The following is a 17,664-nucleotide window of genomic DNA, read 5'->3' on the forward strand; positions in this document are numbered from 1 at the left end:
GAGACAGACCAGTATTGTCTTCCAAGCAGATTTATGAGGGAGCCATGAATGGCCGTCGTTAACTACATAGAAGCGGTGGAGATCATTCGTCGATTGGAAGGAGGCATCACACGCCCATTCCTGTGTCGGGCAAACAATGACAAACACTATGTGGTCAAAGGTTTGGAACTGCCGCCCGCCGAACGCATTGCCGAACTACTCTGCGCCCGATTGGCTGCTCAGTTCGGCTTACCGATCCCCGAGCATGGCTGTATCTATGTCGATCCAGCTTTGTTGCGTTATAACCCGGAAGCTCGTAGTGATCTCGGACCAGGGGACAGCTATGCCCTTGCTTACGTCGCCGACGCTGCTGACCTACTGTATTCACAAGCACTGCAGGTTCCGAGCAACCTTCAAAAAGCCGTCTTCGCATTTGATTACTGGGTCGGTAACAGTGATCGCCAATTGGGACCACTTGGTGGGCGTCCGAATCTGCTTATGTGCAGTACCAACAATCAGCTACAGCTGATCGATCACAACCAGGCATTCCAATGGCCACTGGACGCTTCAAGGTTCGCTGAAAGCCATGTGTTTGGCCCCGAAAATCGGGCATGGCGTTTGGATCTGGTGGATAAAGTTGAATACGCATCAGCGGATGCATGACACTGCTGGACGATTTCGTGACCTATGCTCAGATATTCCTGACGAGTGGCGTGAGGCCATCGGAGCACTCGGGCTGGAAACTCTGCTTGAAGAAATCGAACACAACCTGATGCTTTGCCAATCGGACGAATTCTGGAGCGTCCTGAAATGAAATACACCTGTCTTTACAGCATTGTGCGCTTCGCGCCTTTTGCGGAGACCGAAGAGTTTGCCAATGTGGGCATCGTTCTCTCGGCGCCCGCTATCGGCCGCATGGAGTACAAACTCGCTCGTAAAAATCTGAAACGGGTCAATCATTTCTTTGAGTGCAGTAACCTTTTTGCCAAGGCGATGGAAATAGCCCAAAACGAACTCGACAGCATCCGCCTCATGACAGCAGGCGCTCAAGAGTCGCAGATCGTTAACCACTTCCGATTCATGACGGAACCGAAGGAGTCGATGATTCGCTTCAGCCCCATGCGCTCGATACTGGTGGAAAATCTCGACGATACGCTCGCTGCGCTGTTCAACCGCTACATTGATCGTCAAGGCGTTGGCCGTGAGCGTCGTGAAGAGGTGATGGTTCGAGAGATCCGGGAAATGTTTTCGCAGGCATCGATTCGCAATTTCCGTGATGACACGCTGGCCGGCGATCTCACCAAATTGCATCTCCCCCTGGTGCATCGCAATAAGGTCGTGGCGGCTATTAAACCCTTGGCTTTTGACCAGTCAGAGCCCAGCGCGATACTCGACCACTGCGATCAGTGGCTGATGAAATTCGTGAGAGCGGAGCAGGAAGGCATAATTCAGTTGCAAAACGTGCTCATCCCCGTGAGCACTCCTGCAGAGAACGAATCACCTCGCCACCACAAAGCGGTGGAAGTTGCGAAGGAGAGTATTGAGGCGCGTGGCCTGCAGTTGGTTGATTTCCAGGCAACACAGAAAATTGCCGACTTCGCACAGCGCTACGCTCAATAGTTGCTTTTCGCTCAATAAGCCGCGCAATTGTGCGGCTTTTCCGTCTTTGCGTGACCTCTATATCTCACTGGCAGAGTCTGTAACATGTTCTGGCCTACCAACCCGCGCCTTTGGAGCCGCCCCTTTGCCCGACACCCGCCCCCCCGCCCTCGACGAAATCGACCGCCAGCTGATCGCCGCCCTGCAAATCAACGCCCGCGAAAGCGTGGCGATGCTTGCCCGACACTTGGGCATTGCGCGCACCACCGTGACTTCGCGGTTGGCGCGGCTGGAGAAGGCCAAGGTGATCACCGGTTATGGCGTGCGTCTGGGGCAGCGCGTGGTCGATGGCGGGTTGCAGGCGTATGTCGGGATCAAGGTGCAGCCGCGTTCCGGCAAGGAAGTGTTGCGCCGGCTGAGCGCGATGGCGCAGGTGCAGCAGTTGTGTGCGGTGAGTGGCGAATTTGATTATGTGGCGTGGTTGCGCACCGACTCGCCGGAGCAGCTCGATCAGTTGCTGGATCAGATTGGCAGTGTGGATGGGGTGGAGAAGACGACGACGTCGATCATTTTGAGTAGCAAGATCGATCGGGGGCAGCCGGTTTAAATGTGTTGGCTGAGAGGGACTCTTCGCGGGCAAGCCCGCTCCCACATTTTGACTGGGGCGCGCGCAGAACCTGCGTCAGGTACAAATCCACTGTGGGAACGGACTAATCTCCTAAACTTGGTCAGTATGCAGCCACCTATCGTCATATTGATCAGTTAAATGGCAAAACGACGACAGATTGCGTCTTATTAACGTATTCCAGGCTCCCTAGAATGGCTGGCATCTTTTCCTATACTCAGACGCGCATCCTGCGTCGGGTCGCCAGCAAGGTCAGCCATGAACAAGAACAATCGCCATCCTGCAGACGGTAAGAAACCCGTCACCATTTTCGGCCCGGACTTTCCGTTCGCGTTTGACGACTGGATCGAACACCCGGCCGGTCTCGGCAGCATTCCTGAGCACCACCATGGCGCTGAAGTGGCGATTGTCGGCGCGGGTATCGCTGGTCTGGTGGCCGCGTACGAGCTGATGAAGCTCGGCCTGAAACCGGTGGTATACGAAGCTTCGAAGCTCGGTGGGCGCCTGCGTTCGCAGGCGTTCAACGGTACCGACGGCATCGTCGCGGAACTGGGCGGCATGCGTTTCCCCGTCTCCTCCACGGCGTTCTACCACTACGTCGACAAACTCGGGCTTGAGACCAAACCGTTCCCGAACCCGCTGACGCCAGCCTCCGGCAGCACGGTGATCGATCTGGAAGGCAAAACCCATTACGCACAAAGCCTGAAGGATCTTCCTGCACTGTTTCAGGAAGTGGCTGACGCCTGGGCGGATGCGCTGGAGGCGGGCTCGCAGTTCGCTGATATCCAGCAAGCCATCCGTGACCGCGATGTGCCACGCCTCAAAGAACTGTGGAACAAACTCGTGCCGCTGTGGGACGACCGCACGTTCTACGACTTCGTGGCCACCTCCAAGGCCTTCGCCAAACTGTCGTTTCATCACCGCGAAGTGTTCGGTCAGGTCGGTTTCGGTACCGGCGGCTGGGATTCGGACTTCCCCAACTCGATGCTGGAAATTTTCCGCGTGGTGATGACCAACTGCGACGATCACCAGCACCTGGTGGTGGGCGGTGTGGAGCAAGTGCCGCAAGGCATCTGGCGCCATGTACCGGAGCGTTGCGTGCACTGGCCGCAAGGCACCAGTCTGAAATCCCTGCACCGTGGCGCGCCGCGCTCCGGCGTGAAGAAAATCGCTCACGCGCCGGACGGCCGTTTCGCTGTCACCGACAACAACGGCGACACCCGCGAATACGCCGCCGTGCTGACCACCTGCCAGAGCTGGTTGCTGACCACGCAGATCGAATGCGACGAAACCCTGTTCTCGCAAAAAATGTGGATGGCGCTGGACCGCACGCGCTACATGCAGTCGTCGAAGACCTTCGTGATGGTCGACCGCCCGTTCTGGAAGGACAAGGATCCGGAAACCGGCCGCGACCTGATGAGCATGACCCTCACCGATCGCCTGACCCGCGGTACCTATCTGTTCGACAACGGTGACGACAAGCCGGGGGTGATCTGCCTGTCCTATTCGTGGATGAGCGACGCGCTGAAGATGCTGCCGCACCCGGTAGAAAAACGCGTGGAGCTGGCGTTGAACGCGCTGAAGAAGATCTACCCGAAAGTCGACATCGCCGCACGGATCATCGGTGATCCGATCACCGTGTCGTGGGAAGCCGATCCGTACTTCCTCGGCGCATTCAAAGGCGCCCTGCCCGGCCACTATCGCTATAACCAGCGGATGTACGCGCACTTCATGCAGGACGACATGCCAGCGGAGCAGCGCGGGATTTTCATCGCCGGCGACGATGTGTCGTGGACGCCGGCGTGGGTCGAAGGCGCGGTGCAGACTTCACTCAACGCGGTGTGGGGCATCATGAAACACTTCGACGGTTCGACACATAAAGAGAACCCGGGCCCGGGTGATGTGTTCAAAGACATCGGCCCTATCGCCCTGCCCGAGTAAGAGGATTCCCCGATGCGTGTCGCCCTTTACCAATGTCCACCGCTGCCCCTGGAACCCGCCGCCAACCTGCATCGCCTGCAGCAACTGGCGATGGAGGCCAAGGGTGCCGACCTGCTGGTGCTGCCGGAAATGTTTCTGAGCGGCTACAACATCGGCAAGGAAGCGGTCAGCACCTTGGCCGAGGTCTACAACGGCGAATGGGCGCAACAGATCGGTCGAATCGCCAAAGCCGCCGGGCTGGCGATCGCTTACGGGTACCCCGAGCGCACGGCCGACGGGCAGATCTACAACGCCGTGCAGTTGATCGACGCGCACGGCGAGCGCCTGTGCAATTACCGCAAGACCCACCTGTTCGGCGATCTCGATCGGTCGATGTTCAGCCCGGGGGATGATGACTTTCCCATCGTCGAACTCAACGGCTGGAAAATCGGTTTCCTGATCTGCTACGACCTCGAGTTTCCGGAGAATGCGCGGCGTTTGGCGTTGGCCGGTGCCGAGCTGATTTTGGTACCGACGGCGAACATGATTCCGTTCGATTTCGTCGCCGACGTCACCGTGCGTTCCCGCGCCTTCGAAAACCAATGCTACGTGGCGTACGCCAATTACTGCGGACAGGAAGGCGAGATCCACTATTGCGGGCAAAGCAGCATCGCTGCGCCGGACGGCAGCCGTATCGCCCAGGCCGGCCTCGATGAAGCGTTGATCGTCGGTGAGCTGGATCGGCAATTGATGGCCGATTCCCGCGCGGCCAATCACTACCTCAACGACCGTCGCCCCGAGCTTTACCACGCGCTGAACAAGCGCTGACCCCACGCAATCCGCTAGCATGGGCACTTCACTGTTCTGGAAGTGCCCATGCCTGCGCCGACTCACACCCGCCCCCACACTGAAACCCTGGCCAACGGCTTGCGCGTGACCCTGCGTCAGGTGCCCGGTTTGAAGCGCAGTGCCGCTGCATTGCGGGTGGCCGCCGGTAGTCATGACGTGCCGCTGGAGTGGCCGGGACTGGCGCATTTTCTCGAGCATTTGCTGTTTCTCGGTACCGAGCGATTTCCTGCGAGTCAGGCGCTGATGGCCTATGTGCAAAGTCACGGTGGCCAAGTGAACGCCAGCACCCGTGAACGCACCACCGACTTCTTCTTCGAACTGCCGACCTCGGCCTTCAGTGCCGGGCTTGAGCGTCTGTCAGACATGCTCGCCCAGCCGCGTATGAATCCGGACGATCAATTGCGCGAACGGGAAGTACTGGACGCGGAATTTGTCGCGTGGTCGCAAGATCCCATAGCTCAGCAGGAACTGGCGTTATACGACGGTTTGCCGGCAACACATCCGCTGCGCGGATTTCATGCGGGGAATCGCGACAGCCTGAAAGTTGAGTTACCAGCGTTTCAACAGGCGCTGAAGGATTTCCATCAGCAGTTTTATCGCAGCGGGCAAATGACGCTGAGCCTGGTCGGACCGCAGAGCATTGAGGCGTTACGCATACTGGCGCAGCAGTTTGCCGCCGCGCTGCCGGTTGGGGATAAGCTCGAACAGGCAGCGACCGTGCCCTTGGCGGTGAACAGTTATCAACAGGTCGGCGAGCGGAGCAGCCATCTGTTGTTCGCTTTCGAAGCGCTGCCCGACTCGTCCGCCGAAGCGCTGGTGTTTCTCTGCCATTGGCTGAGCAGCGCCAAGCCCGGCGGTTTGCTCGCCCATTTGCAGCAACAACGCCTCGCGGACGGTTTGAAAGCGGTGCCGCTGTATCAGTTCGCCGGGCAAGCGTTGCTGCACCTGCAATTCACCGCCCCCGCCGAATCCCTCAGCGCCATTCGTGAACAGCTGCTGGACTGGTTGAGCTTCTTCGCCGCGCAACAGGATTGGGCAGCGCTACGCGAGGAATACGCCAAATTGCTGGAACGCCAGCAGCAAGTCAGTGGCGCACTGCAACTGGCGCGCCGCGACAGCGAACAGCTTGAACGCGGCTTGTCGGAAAACGGCGTGGCCGCACTCAAACACATCCTGCGCGACATCGGTGTTGTGGATAACTTCAGCGCGCACTGGCATCGGCCTGCCGCCAACCCATTCCTCGGTTCCAGCCAACCGCTGGCCAACGCCGGGCTGATCCGCGGCCAGACCAGCGCCCATCGTGGATTGCGCACTTTCGCTCAGGATCGCTCGCGCGGGCGGCGTGAGCGTTCACCGATGCAGTTCAGTCAGGCGCTGCCGGACCACACTGATCACGGCGCGATCTACTTGCGTTGGCAAACCGCAGCGCAGGCTGGCGTCGATCTGCAAGGCAAGCTGCAACGCAGTCTGCAGGAAACTCAGGAAGATGCACGGCAGGCCGGCGTCGAAATCGCGTTCAGTGCCACCGGCACTCAGTGGCTGCTGAAACTGACGGGCCTGCAGGAGCCGATGCCCGGTGTCCTGGAACATGCGCTGAAATGTTTGACGCAAATTGACGCCGATTCAGCCAACGCAGGACCGGAAGCGCCGTTGATACCAATCCGTCAGTTGCTCAAGGCGTTGCCTGAACATTGCCTGCCATCGGCCGTCGAGTCGAACGACGCCAAACAGGTGTGGACAACGTCGCGCTGGGACGGACTGGCGCTTGGTCTCAACGCACAAACTCAATCGGCCATGGGTCTGGCCCTGAGCCGCATCCCCGGCACACCGGACAATCAACTGCCGACAGTGCCGACGATCACTACGCAACATTTGTGGAGCCACATCGACACCGCCTCCAGCGAGCATGCGCTGCTGCTGTTCTGCCCGACCGCAGGCCACGAAATCGCTGACGAAGCCGCCTGGCAACTGCTCGCGCAGCTGTGCCAGACCCCGTTCTATCAGCGCCTGCGCGTCGAATTGCAATTGGGCTACGCGGTGTTCAGTGCCTTGCGGCAGGTGCATGGTCAGAGTGGATTGCTGTTCGGTGTGCAGTCGCCAGAGACTGCGCCCGTTGAGCTGCTCGGCCATATCCAGCAGTTCCTCAAAGACATTCCTGCGCTGATCGAAAACCTCGACGACGTGCATTTCACCCAGAAACGCCAGTCACTCGCCGATCAGTTCGATGAGCGTCAGCTGTCCGGCAAAGACGCCGCCGAATTGTTGTGGCAGGCCAGACTCGCGGGCCACTCGTCGGATTATCTGGCACAACTGCACACGGCCATTGGTCAACTGCAACGCTCGGCATTGCTGGCGGCAGCGCAGCGCTTGCTCAACGCCGAGGGCGGCTGGCGCTGCCTGGCCAGCGAATCGTCACCCGGCGCACCGTGGCGAGCGACAAAATGATCATTACCAAGGCTGCAAGGAGCTTTCTCAAAGATTCACGGGCAATACCGTTGAAATTTTGAGTAACATAGCAGCCTAACTATTTGGAACATCCCTGCGCTGCCGTGGACTATAACTATGGACAGCGCTATCCCACCCACCCTGAAGGAGACACCCATGTCCTGGACAAAACCGGCTTACACCGACCTGCGTATCGGCTTCGAAGTCACCATGTACTTCGCCAGCCGCTGAGTTCTGCCTACGCAGACTTGCAGTGCAACGCCTCGGCCCGCCGAGGCGTTTTATTTTCAGCGTTGAAAGATGGGAGCGTTCATGTTCGTCCAGATTCTGGGTTCGGCCGCCGGTGGCGGATTTCCGCAGTGGAACTGCAACTGCGTCAATTGCGCAGGCTTTCGCGACGGCAGCCTGAATGCCAAGGCCCGCACCCAGTCGTCCATCGCGATTTCCGATGACGGCGTGAACTGGGTGCTGTGCAACGCTTCGCCGGACATCCGCGCGCAGCTGCAGAGCTTCGCCCCGATGCAACCGGGCCGAGCCCTGCGCGACACCGGCATCAGCGCGATCATCCTGATGGACAGCCAGATCGACCACACCACCGGCCTGCTCAGCCTGCGCGAAGGCTGCCCGCATCAGGTCTGGTGCACAGACATGGTTCACGAGGATTTGAGCACCGGTTTCCCGCTGTTCAAGATGCTCACCCACTGGAACGGCGGGTTGAACTGGAACCGCATCGAACTCGACCAGAGCTTCACCGTCGCTGCCTGCCCGAACCTGCGCTTCACGCCGCTGCCGTTGCGCAGCGCCGCCCCGCCGTATTCGCCGCACCGTTTCGACCCGCACCCGGGCGACAACATCGGGCTGATCGTCGAAGACCTCAACACCGGCGGCAAACTGTTCTATGCACCGGGCCTGGGCAAGGTCGACGCGCCGCTGCTGGAAATCATGGCCGGCAGCGACTGCCTGCTGGTGGACGGCACGCTGTGGGATGACGATGAAATGCAGCGCCGTGGCGTCGGCACCCGCACCGGTCGTGAAATGGGCCACTTGGCGCAGAACGGCCCCGGCGGCATGCTCGAAGTGCTGGAGCAGTTGCCTGAGCAACGCAAAGTGCTTATCCACATCAACAACACCAACCCGATTCTCGATGAGGATTCGCCGGAGCGCGCGGAGCTGGCGCGGCGTAATGTTGAAGTGGCGTTCGATGGCATGAGTATTGTGCTGTAGCGGATGGCCCCATCGCTGGCAAGCCAGCTCCCACAGGGTTCTGTGGCGTTCACAAAAACTGTGGGAGCTGGCTTGCCAGCGATGACGTCCGACCAGACACCCAAGATTTTAACGGTTGTTCCCCGGAGAACCGCAATGACCGACACCCCGCTGTCCCTCACCGAATTCGAAGCCGCCCTGCGCGCCAAAGGCGCCTACTACCACATCTACCACCCGTATCACGTGGCGATGTACGAAGGCCGCGCCACCCGCGAGCAGATTCAGGGCTGGGTCGCCAACCGCTTTTACTATCAGGTGAACATCCCCCTGAAAGACGCGGCGATCCTCGCCAATTGCCCGGATCGCGAGATCCGTCGCGAGTGGATTCAACGCCTGCTCGACCACGACGGCGCCCCCGGTGAAGACGGCGGGATTGAAGCCTGGCTGCGTCTCGGGCAAGCGGTCGGCCTCGATCCGGATCAGTTGCGCTCCCAGGAGCTGGTGCTGCCCGGCGTACGTTTCGCTGTCGATGCCTACGTCAACTTCGCCCGCCGCGCCAGTTGGCAGGAAGCCGCCAGCAGCTCGTTGACCGAGCTGTTCGCGCCGCAGATCCACCAGTCGCGCCTCGACAGCTGGCCGCAGCATTACCCGTGGATCGACCCGGCCGGTTACGAATATTTCCGCACCCGCCTCGGTCAGGCGCGGCGCGATGTCGAGCATGGTCTGGCGATCACGCTTGAGCATTACAAGACCCGCGAGGGTCAGGAGCGCATGCTGGAAATTCTCCAGTTCAAACTGGACATTCTTTGGAGCATGCTCGATGCCATGAGCATGGCTTACGAACTTAACCGCCCGCCGTACCACAGCGTCACCGAACAACGGGTCTGGCACAAAGGAATCACCTTATGAGTTTCGATCGCAGCAAGATCCCGACCTGGCGTCCCGGCTACCGCTTCCAGTACGAACCGGCGCAAAAAGGCCACGTGCTGCTCTACCCCGAGGGCATGATCAAGCTCAACGACAGCGCCGCGCTGATCGGCGGTTTGATCGACGGTGAGCGCGATGTCGCGGCGATCATCGCCAAACTCGATGAGCAGTTCCCCGACGTGCCCGAACTCGGTGACGACATCGAGCAATTCATGGAGGTTGCCCGTGCGCAACACTGGATCACCCTTGACTGATGTGCCGTCCAGGCCCGAGGTCGGCCTGCCGCTGTGGCTGCTCGCCGAGCTGACCTACCGCTGCCCGCTGCAATGCCCGTACTGCTCCAATCCGCTGGATTTCGCCGAGCAGGGCAAAGAGCTGAGCACCGAGCAGTGGATCAAGGTGTTCCGCGAAGCGCGGGAGATGGGCGCGGCACAGCTGGGCTTTTCCGGTGGCGAACCGCTGGTGCGTCAGGACCTCGCCGAACTGATCCGTGAAGCGCGGCAGCTGGGTTTCTACACCAACCTGATTACCTCGGGCATCGGCCTGACCGAACAGAAGATCAGTGACTTCAAGAAGGCCGGCCTCGATCACATCCAGATCAGTTTCCAGGCCAGCGACGAGCAAGTGAACAACCTGCTCGCCGGCTCGAAAAAGGCTTTCGCGCAGAAGCTGGAAATGGCTCGCGCGGTGAAGGCCCACGGCTATCCGATGGTGCTGAACTTCGTCACCCATCGGCACAACATCGACAAGATCGACCGCATTATCGAGCTGTGCATCGCGCTCGAAGCGGACTTCGTCGAGCTTGCCACCTGCCAGTTCTACGGCTGGGCGCAGCTCAACCGTGTCGGCCTGCTGCCGACCAAGGAACAGTTGGTGCGCGCCGAACGCATCACCAACGAATACCGCGCCAAACTGGAAGCCGAAGGGCATCCCTGCAAGTTGATTTTCGTCACCCCGGATTACTACGAAGAACGCCCGAAAGCCTGCATGAACGGCTGGGGCAGCATCTTTCTGACGGTTACCCCGGACGGCACCGCCCTGCCCTGTCATGGCGCCCGACAGCTGCCGGTGCAATTTCCCAATGTGCGCGACCACAGCATGCAGCACATCTGGTACGACTCGTTCGGCTTCAACCGCTTTCGCGGCTATGACTGGATGCCCGAGCCGTGCCGCTCCTGCGACGAGAAGGAACAGGACTTCGGCGGCTGCCGCTGTCAGGCGTTCATGCTCACGGGGGACGCGAGTAACGCCGATCCGGTGTGCAGCAAGTCCGAACATCACGGCGTGATTCTCAAGGCCCGCGAAGAAGCCGAGACCGCCACCCAGACCATCGAACAACTGGCCTTCCGTAATGAACGAAACTCACGCCTCATCGCCAAGGGCTGAGCCTTTCAGCGCCACCCAGGCCGTCGCCGCCGGAATGGACTTCGCCGAACTGCAACTCGGTGCCAACGGTTTATTCTGGAATGAATATCGCCCCGAAGACGCCGCGTGCCGGATCTGGCACTGGCGCGACGGCGTGGCGATATGTCTGACGCCGAATGGCTTCAGCGTGCGCAGCCGGGTGTACGAATATGGCGGTGGCGCGTTTTGTCTGACGCCGGACGGGGTGGTTTTCGTCAATGAGGCGGATCAGCAGTTGTATCGGCAGACGTTGCAGGGTACGCCTGAAGCGCTGACGTCAGGCGAGTGTCGTTATGGTGATCTGCATTTTGCATGCGGGCAGGTTCTGGCGGTTGAGGAGCAACAAGATCAGCATCGACTCGTCGCCATTGATCTGGCTGACGGTACCCGGCATTTGCTGGCTGAAGGCGCGGATTTCTATGCCGCGCCCACCATCAGCCCGAATGGCCGACGTTTGGCGTGGATCGAGTGGAGCCGACCGCATCAGCCGTGGACTTCAACTCGCTTGATGGTGACTGAGCGTCTGACCGACGACGCATTTGCGCCCCCGGTATGCGTGGCTGGCATCGTGCGTGAAGAGTCGATCCAGCAACCGCGATTCGACACTGAAAATCGCCTGTACTGCCTGACCGATCGCGGCGGCTTCTGGCAGCCGTGGGGCGAAACGTCTGACGGTTTGCAGCGACTGCCTTGCGCCGAGGCCGATCATGCGCCCGCCCCTTGGCAAATGGGTGGCTGCACCTGGTTGCCGGTGGGCGATTCGTTTCTGGCGAGCTTGACCGAGGGCGGTTTTGGTCGCCTGGCGCTCGACGGCGACGACTTCACCGGCGACTACAGTCGTTTCCGGCACCTGGCGCTGGATCAGCAACTCATCTATTGCATCGCCGCCTCGCCAATCAGCCCCTCGGCGGTGATTGCCATTGATCGTTCCAGCCGCGAAGTGAACGTGCTGGCCGGTGGTATTGCGCCACTGCCGGCGGAGCGCATCAGTCGTCCACAGACCTTGCGCTACCCGAGCGGCAGCGGTGAGGCTCATGGGTTCTTTTATCCGGCAATGAACGACGAAGCACAGCCACCGCTGGTGGTGTTCATCCACGGTGGCCCGACCTCGGCCTGCTACCCGATGCTCGACCCGCGCATCCAGTACTGGACGCAACGCGGCTTTGCTGTCGCCGACCTCAACTACCGCGGCAGTAGCGGTTATGGCCGCGAATACCGTCAAGCGTTGCATCTGAGCTGGGGCGAGGTGGACGTCGAGGACGCCTGCGCGGTGGTGGCGTATCTGGCCAGACAAGGTCTGATCGACGGCGAGCGCGCGTTTATCCGCGGCGGCAGCGCCGGGGGTTACACCACGTTGTGTGCGCTGGCGTTTCACCAGGTGTTCCGCGCCGGCGCCAGCCTCTACGGCGTCAGCGACCCGGTAGCACTGGCCCGCGCGACCCACAAGTTCGAAGGCGATTATCTCGACTGGCTGATCGGCGATCCCCAACAGGACGCCGAGCGCTACGCCGCACGCACGCCATTGCTGCACGCGAATAACATCCGGGTGCCGGTGATTTTCTTTCAGGGTGAACTGGATGCCGTGGTGGTGCCGCAACAGACCCGCGACATGGTCACGGCGCTGGAACGCAATGGCATCCCGGTCGAGGCGCATTATTACGCAGAAGAGCGCCATGGTTTTCGCCGGGCGGTGAATCAGGCGCATGCACTGGAGCAGGAGTGGAGGTTTTATCGACGAGTGATGGAGTTGGCGGACTGAATATCGCACTTCTTTCAAAATGGCGCCGCCCCCATCGCGGGCAAGCCCGCTCCCACAGGTTCTTTGGTGTACACAAAATGTGTGACCTACCGAAAACACTGTGGGAGCGGGCTTGCCCGCGATAGCAATCTATCGCGCGCCGCTGAACTCAGCGCTTGGCGATGATGTACACCGCATGCACGATCCCCGGGATATAACCACACAGCGTCAACAGGATGTTCAGCCAGAACGCCCCGCCGAACCCGACCTGCAGAAACACACCCAGTGGCGGCAACAGAATGGCGATGATGATACGAATGAAGTCCATGGGTCAGCTCCTGAATGGGGGTTGGCTCACATGAGCCATACAAGCTAATCGACCTGCGCCGTTCGTCAGGGTTCAGTGCAAACGCCATTTGATCGCCACTATCGGGCATAAAAAAACGCCCCACGCCAAAAGAATCAGGCGTGAGGCGTGCGTTATACCGCGAGACGGTTCTTGAAATCGGGCAGGAAACTTCAGTTCAGACGGCAATCCCTTTGCGGCATTGCAGTTGCGCGGTGCGCACCCGCGAGAAAGCGCGGGCCAGGCGCAGGAGCATTTCGTCGATGTTGGCCTTGCTGACGGTGAGTGCCGGGGTGAAACGCAGGCAATCGGCTTGCGGCGCGTTGAGCAGCAGGCCTTCGTGCAGGGCGGCACTGACTACGGCATCGGCGCAATCCTCTGACAGGCTCAGCCCCCAGAACAGGCCTTGACCACGCAGTTCGCCATGGCCGTAACGGTGCGCCAGGCGCGCAAGTCCCTCGCGCAAGTGCTGACCGTGGTCTTTGACCTGTTCGAGAAATGCCCGGTCCTGCACGCTGTCGAGCACCACCAGACCGGCCGCGGTCATCAGTGCATTGCCGTGATGAGTGCCGCCCAGTTCACCCGCATCAAAGCAGCAGGCTTTGCCTCGGGCCAGCAGCGCTGCCAGCGGCACACCACCACCCAGGCCCTTGCCGAGTACGACAATATCGGCGCGCACACCGTAGGATTGCTCGGCGAGCAAACTGCCGCAGCGGCCGATACCGGTCTGCACTTCGTCGAGGATCAGCAGAATGCCCAGTTCGCGGCACAGCCGCTCAACGCCTTTGAGGTAATGCTCAGTGGCCGGAATCACCCCGGCATCGCTCTGAATCGGCTCGAGCATGATCGCCACGGTTTGCGCATCGACAGCCGCGTGCAGCGCCGGCAAGTCGTTGAACGGCACCAGATCGAAACCTGGCAGCAGCGGAGCGAAGCGGTTGTGCAGGTTGCAACTGTCTGACGCGGAAATCGTCGCCAGACTACGGCCGTGACAACCTTGTCTGGCAACAATGATCCGCGACGCGCCGCCACGATGCAGTTGGCCCCACTTGCGCGCCAGTTTGATTGCCGCTTCACAGGCCTCGCTGCCACTGTTGAGCAAGTAAGCCTGGTCGCTGGAAGTGCTGGCACACAAACGTTCGGCAAGGTTGAGCATGCCGCGATTGTGCAGATTGAAACCGGGATTGATCAGCGCCTGGGCCTGACTGGCAATCGCTTTGACCAGCGCCGAGGGGCTGTGCCCCAGACTGTTGGCACCGCCGGCCTGGGAGAAGTCGAGGTAGGCGCGATCATGACTGTCCCACAGCCAGGAACCCTGACCACGAACGAACACCTGCAGCGGGCGCTCGACGCTGGGCATCAAGCGCTCGGCATTCGGACTGTCGCCTGCCCCGGCGGGATTGGGCTCGAACGCGAGGTCATCAAGACTCGGCGCCTGGCGCCGCAAACTGAACAGATTCATTGAAAGAAACCTCGTTTGAGGTTTTTTGAACTGCCTATGCAAACACTGTCGAAGCAAACGCTATTCATCGCGCTTTCTGGCCCTGTAAGCCTTGTGATTGCGGTTAGACTAGGCTCACAGCGGGCTTCGAGCCATTTCGATTTACCAGCATTTTCGATAAGCATTACTTATGGATTTCAAACAACTGCGTTATTTCGTCGCGGTCTACGAAGAAGGCCATGTGGGCCGGGCCGCTGAGCGTCTGTCGATCTCGCAACCGGCGCTCTCGCAACAGATCCGCCAGCTCGAGCAGAACCTCGACGTCACCCTGTTCGAACGTAGCAGCAAACGCCTGCTGCCGACCCTCGCCGCGCATACGCTGTACAACCACGCCCTGCCACTGCTCGACGGTTTGCAGCGGGCGCGGGAAGCGCTGGGGAACTTCAAGGGGCAGGCCTTGCGCACGCTGGCGATCGGCGTACTGCAAACCGTGCACACCAGTCTCGTGCCGCAAATGCTCGAACGGGTGCGTAAGGCGCAGCCGCATCTTGTGGTGCAGATTTATGAACTGACGGGGCTGGAGATCGAGCGCCGTTTGCTCAACGGCTCGCTGGATATCGGCATCAGCTACCTGCCACCGCGGCAACCCGGTCTGCATGGCGTAATGCTGTATGAAGATGAGCTGACGCTGGTGATCCCGGCGGATCATCCGCTGCGTGAATTCAAAAAGGTTTCGATGCGTCAGGCGGCGGAATTGCCGATGTTGCTGCTGGGCGAAGAGTTTCAGATCCGGCAGATCTGGCAGGCGCAACTGACCAGCCTGGGGCGACGCCCGCAAGTGCAGGCCGAGCTGAACAATATGCTGGGGATTCTCGACAGTTTGCCGCACACCAAACTGGCGACGGTGCTGCCCGGGCGCTCACAGAGGGAATACGACGATCAGGATCTGCTGTGGAAACCGCTGAGCGAGCCACGGGTGCCCCTGCAGGTTGGCCTGGTGTGTCGCGATGTGCAGCGCCAGCAGGCGTCTTTGGCATTGCTGCGCACGTTGCTGGAAGAGGTGATTCAGCGTGAACACAAACCGCTGAAAGCCGCGCTGCCACTGGATCCGCTGCCCTGAGAACTTTTCTTCAGGCAAAAGAAAACCCCGCCGAAGCGGGGCTTTGCAGACTGTTTCCCTGACATCCATTTCACTCCGCCACCCTGGCAGAATCCTACGTGTCCGTGTTGTTGCTTTGCGCTTCCTGCGCGACGTCCATGAGTTGTAGATTAGCTGTGGATCCAATCTACGCCTATGGGAGAACAGCAGCACGTCATGTAAGAGAATGCTTACATGACGTTACATCATCAGAACTGTTCAGCGTTCAGCAAGAACAGCGACTCGCTGCCCGCCTTCACCGATGCGCTCAACGAGTGGATACGCGGCAGCAGACGAGCGAAATAGAAGCGCGCAGTGCCCAGTTTGCTGGCATAGAAATCGTCCTGCGCTTCTTTGCCCAGCGCGGCTTTCGCCATCAATGCCCACATGTAGGCATAAGCGGTGTAGCCGAACGCTTGCAGATATTCGACCGAGGCCGCGCCGATTTCGTTCGGATTGGTTTTCGCCCGATCCAGCAGCCACGCTGTCAGCTCGTCGAGGGTGCTGACGGCATCGTTCAATGGCTTGGTGAATTCGCTGAGGTCAGCGCTGGCGGTTGCGGTGAAGTGGCGGATCTCGTCAGCGAACAGCTTGTAGAACGCGCCGCCACTGCCGACGATCTTGCGCCCGACCAGGTCCAGGGCCTGAATGCCGTTGGTGCCTTCGTAGATCTGGGTGATGCGCACGTCACGCACCAGTTGCTCCTGACCCCACTCGCGGATGTAACCGTGGCCGCCGAAAATCTGCTGGCCGTGGACGGTGGTTTCCAGGCCCAGGTCAGTGAGGAATGCCTTGGCCACCGGCGTCAGCAACGCGACCAGATCTTCTGCGCGCTTGCGGGTGGTGGCGTCTTCGCTGAATTTGGCGGTGTCGAGTTGCATCGCCACGTAAGTGGAGAAGGCGCGACCGCCCTCGTTCGAGGCTTTCATGGTCAGCAGCATGCGACGCACGTCAGGGTGGACGATGATCGGGTCGGCAACCTTGTCCTTGTTCTGCGCGCCGGTCGGCGAACGGCTCTGCAGACGATCGCGCGCGTATTCGACGGCGTTCTGATAGGAGCGCTCGCCGCTGGCCAGGCCTTGAATGCCGACGCCCAGACGTTCGTAGTTCATCATGGTGAACATCGCTGCCAGGCCCTTGTTCGGCTCGCCGACCAGATAACCCACGGCTTCGTCGAAGTTCATCACGCAGGTCGCGGACGCCTGGATGCCCATCTTGTGTTCGATCGAACCGCAGTTGGCCGGGTTGCGCGCGCCCAGGCTGCCATCGGCATTGACCATGAACTTCGGCACCAGGAACAGCGAGATGCCTTTCGGGCCAGCCGGGGCGTCCGGCAATTTCGCCAGCACCAGGTGGATGATGTTCTCGGTCAGGTCGTGCTCTCCGCCGGTGATGAAGATCTTGGTGCCGCTGACCTTGTAGGAACCGTCGGCCTGCGGTTCGGCCTTGGTGCGGATGATGCCCAGGTCGGTGCCGGCGTGCGGCTCGGTCAGGCACATGGAACCGGCCCAGATGCCGGCGTACATGTTCGGCAGGTAGGCGGCCTTCAGCTCTTCGCTGGCGTGGGCGTTGATCGACAGGCAGGCACCGGCGGTCAGCATCGGGTACAGACCGAACGACAGGCTGGCGGAGTTGACCATCTCTTCTACTTGAGCCGAAACAGCCTTGGGCATGCCCATGCCGCCGTAGGCCGGATCGCCACCGACACCGACCCAGCCGCCTTCAGCGTAAGTCTGATAGGCCTGTGGGAAACCGGCCGGGGTGCTGACGGCACCGTCCTTCCAGTGGCAGCCTTCTTCGTCGGCTGCGCGGCTCAGGGGGGCGATGCTTTTGCTGGTGACCTTACCGGCTTCTTCGAGAATGGCTTCTACGGTTTCTGCATCGACAGTCTCGGCCAAGGCCGGCAGTTCGGCCCAGAGTTTGGCGACTTCGAATACTTCATTGAGGACGAAGCGCATATCGCGCAGCGGCGCTTTGTAGTCAGCCATGGCAAACCTCGCAAGATCTAAACAGGTGATTCGTGGAAGAGTGTTTTCGTTGAGGCCGAGTG

The 17,664-nt window shown here is 60.3% G+C and carries 17 protein-coding genes; 14 read left to right on the forward strand and 3 right to left on the reverse strand.

What is annotated here, in order from left to right:
* The first annotated feature begins 48 nt into the window (after positions 1–48).
* The 13 genes from ACTJKS_RS10405 (at position 49) to ACTJKS_RS10465 (ending at position 12,710) form a co-directional block, all read left to right on the forward strand.
* Positions 49–642: a HipA family kinase gene (locus ACTJKS_RS10405; protein ID WP_262948173.1), complete on the forward strand. Its 594-nt coding sequence runs from the start codon at positions 49–51 to the stop codon at positions 640–642.
* On the forward strand, positions 635–793 hold the full coding sequence (locus ACTJKS_RS10410; RefSeq protein ID WP_332874469.1) for a HipA family kinase: 159 nt from the start codon (positions 635–637) through the stop codon (positions 791–793). The genes ACTJKS_RS10405 and ACTJKS_RS10410 overlap by 8 nt, the downstream gene beginning before the upstream one ends.
* Positions 790–1,599 carry a DUF3037 domain-containing protein gene (locus ACTJKS_RS10415; protein WP_108183992.1) on the forward strand — a complete coding sequence of 270 codons (810 nt, stop codon included), beginning with the start codon at positions 790–792 and terminating at the stop codon, positions 1,597–1,599. The genes ACTJKS_RS10410 and ACTJKS_RS10415 overlap by 4 nt, the downstream gene beginning before the upstream one ends.
* A gap of 124 nt (positions 1,600–1,723) precedes the next feature.
* Positions 1,724–2,185 (forward strand): Lrp/AsnC family transcriptional regulator, encoded by a 462-nt coding sequence (locus ACTJKS_RS10420; RefSeq protein ID WP_108183993.1) that lies wholly within the window; start codon positions 1,724–1,726, stop codon positions 2,183–2,185.
* A 276-nt stretch (positions 2,186–2,461) separates the two neighbouring features.
* Complete coding sequence (locus ACTJKS_RS10425; protein ID WP_108183994.1) at positions 2,462–4,144, forward strand: flavin monoamine oxidase family protein; 1,683 nt, start codon at positions 2,462–2,464, stop codon at positions 4,142–4,144.
* 12 nt (positions 4,145–4,156) lie between these two features.
* Complete coding sequence (locus ACTJKS_RS10430; RefSeq protein WP_108183995.1) at positions 4,157–4,951, forward strand: carbon-nitrogen hydrolase family protein; 795 nt, start codon at positions 4,157–4,159, stop codon at positions 4,949–4,951.
* A gap of 48 nt (positions 4,952–4,999) precedes the next feature.
* Positions 5,000–7,417, forward strand: coding sequence for a pyrroloquinoline quinone biosynthesis protein PqqF (gene pqqF / locus ACTJKS_RS10435; protein WP_262948172.1), 2,418 nt, complete (start codon positions 5,000–5,002; stop codon positions 7,415–7,417).
* A 156-nt stretch (positions 7,418–7,573) separates the two neighbouring features.
* On the forward strand, positions 7,574–7,648 hold the full coding sequence (pqqA, locus tag ACTJKS_RS10440; RefSeq protein ID WP_003422658.1) for a pyrroloquinoline quinone precursor peptide PqqA: 75 nt from the start codon (positions 7,574–7,576) through the stop codon (positions 7,646–7,648).
* An 81-nt stretch (positions 7,649–7,729) separates the two neighbouring features.
* On the forward strand, positions 7,730–8,641 hold the full coding sequence (pqqB, locus tag ACTJKS_RS10445; protein ID WP_041070011.1) for a pyrroloquinoline quinone biosynthesis protein PqqB: 912 nt from the start codon (positions 7,730–7,732) through the stop codon (positions 8,639–8,641).
* Positions 8,642–8,776: 135 nt separating this feature from the next.
* Positions 8,777–9,529: a pyrroloquinoline-quinone synthase PqqC gene (pqqC, locus tag ACTJKS_RS10450; protein ID WP_108183997.1), complete on the forward strand. Its 753-nt coding sequence runs from the start codon at positions 8,777–8,779 to the stop codon at positions 9,527–9,529.
* Positions 9,526–9,801: a pyrroloquinoline quinone biosynthesis peptide chaperone PqqD gene (pqqD, locus tag ACTJKS_RS10455; protein WP_108183998.1), complete on the forward strand. Its 276-nt coding sequence runs from the start codon at positions 9,526–9,528 to the stop codon at positions 9,799–9,801. The genes pqqC and pqqD overlap by 4 nt, the downstream gene beginning before the upstream one ends.
* Positions 9,773–10,933 (forward strand): pyrroloquinoline quinone biosynthesis protein PqqE, encoded by a 1,161-nt coding sequence (gene pqqE, locus ACTJKS_RS10460; RefSeq protein ID WP_108183999.1) that lies wholly within the window; start codon positions 9,773–9,775, stop codon positions 10,931–10,933. Before pqqD ends, pqqE begins: the two co-directional genes overlap by 29 nt.
* A complete protein-coding gene (locus tag ACTJKS_RS10465; protein ID WP_108184000.1) occupies positions 10,899–12,710 on the forward strand; it encodes a S9 family peptidase in 1,812 nt (603 codons plus the stop codon). Before pqqE ends, ACTJKS_RS10465 begins: the two co-directional genes overlap by 35 nt.
* Positions 12,711–12,858: 148 nt before the next feature.
* On the opposite strand, the gene ACTJKS_RS10470 is transcribed toward ACTJKS_RS10465, so the two are convergent.
* Positions 12,859–13,017, reverse strand: a complete 159-nt coding sequence (locus ACTJKS_RS10470; RefSeq protein WP_003228885.1) for a YqaE/Pmp3 family membrane protein — start codon at positions 13,015–13,017, stop codon at positions 12,859–12,861.
* 196 nt (positions 13,018–13,213) lie between these two features.
* Positions 13,214–14,497 (reverse strand): aspartate aminotransferase family protein, encoded by a 1,284-nt coding sequence (locus ACTJKS_RS10475; protein WP_108184001.1) that lies wholly within the window; start codon positions 14,495–14,497, stop codon positions 13,214–13,216.
* 169 nt (positions 14,498–14,666) lie between these two features.
* On the opposite strand from ACTJKS_RS10475, the gene ACTJKS_RS10480 reads away from it, so the two are divergent.
* Positions 14,667–15,596, forward strand: a complete 930-nt coding sequence (locus ACTJKS_RS10480) for a LysR family transcriptional regulator (RefSeq protein WP_108184002.1) — start codon at positions 14,667–14,669, stop codon at positions 15,594–15,596.
* 227 nt (positions 15,597–15,823) lie between these two features.
* Here ACTJKS_RS10480 and ACTJKS_RS10485 read toward each other — a convergent pair whose 3' ends face one another.
* Complete coding sequence (locus tag ACTJKS_RS10485; protein ID WP_108184003.1) at positions 15,824–17,602, reverse strand: acyl-CoA dehydrogenase C-terminal domain-containing protein; 1,779 nt, start codon at positions 17,600–17,602, stop codon at positions 15,824–15,826.
* Positions 17,603–17,664 lie beyond the last annotated feature (62 nt).

The sequence above is a fragment of the Pseudomonas sp. 22189 genome (assembly GCF_052045635.1).
GTDB lineage: Bacteria > Pseudomonadota > Gammaproteobacteria > Pseudomonadales > Pseudomonadaceae > Aquipseudomonas > Aquipseudomonas parakoreensis.

Coding starts and splice junctions, on each gene's coding strand:
- ACTJKS_RS10485 (WP_108184003.1), bottom strand. CDS start 17,602: ATGGCTGACTACAAAGCGCCGCTGCGCGATATGCGCTTCGTCCTCAAT.
- pqqB (WP_041070011.1), top strand. CDS start 7,730: ATGTTCGTCCAGATTCTGGGTTCGGCCGCCGGTGGCGGATTTCCGCAG.
- pqqF (WP_262948172.1), top strand. CDS start 5,000: ATGCCTGCGCCGACTCACACCCGCCCCCACACTGAAACCCTGGCCAAC.
- ACTJKS_RS10405 (WP_262948173.1), top strand. CDS start 49: ATGGCCGTCGTTAACTACATAGAAGCGGTGGAGATCATTCGTCGATTG.
- pqqC (WP_108183997.1), top strand. CDS start 8,777: ATGACCGACACCCCGCTGTCCCTCACCGAATTCGAAGCCGCCCTGCGC.
- ACTJKS_RS10430 (WP_108183995.1), top strand. CDS start 4,157: ATGCGTGTCGCCCTTTACCAATGTCCACCGCTGCCCCTGGAACCCGCC.
- ACTJKS_RS10465 (WP_108184000.1), top strand. CDS start 10,899: ATGAACGAAACTCACGCCTCATCGCCAAGGGCTGAGCCTTTCAGCGCC.
- ACTJKS_RS10480 (WP_108184002.1), top strand. CDS start 14,667: ATGGATTTCAAACAACTGCGTTATTTCGTCGCGGTCTACGAAGAAGGC.
- ACTJKS_RS10470 (WP_003228885.1), bottom strand. CDS start 13,017: ATGGACTTCATTCGTATCATCATCGCCATTCTGTTGCCGCCACTGGGT.
- ACTJKS_RS10410 (WP_332874469.1), top strand. CDS start 635: ATGCATGACACTGCTGGACGATTTCGTGACCTATGCTCAGATATTCCT.
- pqqD (WP_108183998.1), top strand. CDS start 9,526: ATGAGTTTCGATCGCAGCAAGATCCCGACCTGGCGTCCCGGCTACCGC.
- ACTJKS_RS10425 (WP_108183994.1), top strand. CDS start 2,462: ATGAACAAGAACAATCGCCATCCTGCAGACGGTAAGAAACCCGTCACC.
- ACTJKS_RS10415 (WP_108183992.1), top strand. CDS start 790: ATGAAATACACCTGTCTTTACAGCATTGTGCGCTTCGCGCCTTTTGCG.
- ACTJKS_RS10475 (WP_108184001.1), bottom strand. CDS start 14,497: ATGAATCTGTTCAGTTTGCGGCGCCAGGCGCCGAGTCTTGATGACCTC.